At 49.8% G+C, this 1,555-nt stretch carries 1 protein-coding gene; it reads right to left on the reverse strand.

The genetic code is table 11. The features are described from left to right. Nucleotides 1–140: 140 nt before the first annotated feature. On the reverse strand, nt 141–1,555 hold a 1,415-nt coding region (bamA, locus tag LMED105_RS15915), incomplete at its 5' end, for an outer membrane protein assembly factor BamA (RefSeq protein ID WP_008253396.1).

Here is a 1,555-nt window from a genome sequence, read left to right on the forward strand (position 1 = left end):
ACGCTCCGTGTTCACAAATCCAATCTTGGTCGCTGCTTGGGCGTGGGACATGGTTGGCAGTACAACCGCCAGAGACAAGGCACCACCAATCAACAATTTTTTCACACTATTCAAAACCATTCTCCAATATTTGTTCGAATTTAGAAGCCTGTACCAATCGTGAACTGAACACGTTGGGTTTCATCCTGCGGCTCACGGTTCAGCGGTACACCCAAGCTGAACTTCAATGGTCCAACTGGGGACAGCCAGGAAATACCGACACCGGTTGAGTATCTCAATTCACCAAACTTGATTTTCTCATTGGTTTGGAAAACATTGCCTGCGTCAAGGAAGGTAAATGCCCTGAAGGTGCGGTCTTTCGACATACCCGGAATCGGGAAGAAAAACTCTGCATTGGCAATAACGCGCTTGGAGCCACCAATGGGTACATTGTCAGCATCACGTGGTCCCAGGGTAGATGAGCGATAGCCTCGAACCGTACCAATACCACCTGCGTATACATTGCGGAAAATTGGATAAGGCGAGTCGCCAAGACCGAAACCACCGGTCACTTCACCGTTCAATGCCAAGGTGTAAAGCTTGCCAATCGGGAAGTAAAACTGTTCCTGATAAGTGGTGCGAATGAACTCTTGATCGCCCAGCGGAGTTGCATATTCCGCTGTCAAACGGGTCACCCGACCGCGCGTGGGGGCTATTGCAGAATCGCGAGAGTCGAACGAGTAACCAGCGTTGAGCAACACGGCATAGCTTGAATTGCCAAAGTCGTTCACATATCGCTGGAAGCGATCTGGACTAAACGGGCCCACTTCAAGGTCTGTGCCTTCGTAACCTGCACCAAACGAAATGCGTTCGAATTCGCTGATTGGATAACCAAAGCGAAGGCCCGCGCCCGTGGTTTCAATGATGTAGTCACCCAGATTCAATTCACTTGGGTCTGTGCGACGGTTATACACCTCAAAGCTGCGGGAAACCCCATCGATTGTGAAGTACGGATCTGTTTGTGAAAACGAAATTGTGCGGTTCACTTTGCTGGTATTCAACTCCAGCCCTACTGTTTTCCCGGTTCCAAACAGGTTTTGCTGCTGAATGGCTGCTGAAAGCACCAAGCTGTCCGTACTTGAAATACCGGCACCCAGCAAGAGATTGCCAGTCGGCTTTTCCTCCACCTGCATGTTCACATCGATTTGATCAGATGTGCCCGGTACAGGTTGGGTTTCGATGTCCACATTGGAGAAGTAACCCAAGCGGTCAACCCGTTCCTTGGACAACTGAATTTTTCTGGAGTCATACCAGGACGATTCAAACTGACGGAATTCGCGGCGAATGACTTCGTCTTTGGTGCGAGTATTGCCGCCCACATTCATGCGGCGAACATACACCCGTTTACCGGTATCAACTGCCATATTGATGTTGACGACGCGTTTTTCACGGTCGAGGTCGGGGATGACGTTGGCATTGGCAAATGCATAGCCATAGTTACCCAGGCGATCCTGAATGGCTTTGGAGCTGTCAGTCAGCAATTCGCCATTGAAGGTTTCGCCTTTTTTCATTTTGA

The organism is Limnobacter sp. MED105, from assembly GCF_000170915.1.
GTDB lineage: Bacteria > Pseudomonadota > Gammaproteobacteria > Burkholderiales > Burkholderiaceae_B > Limnobacter.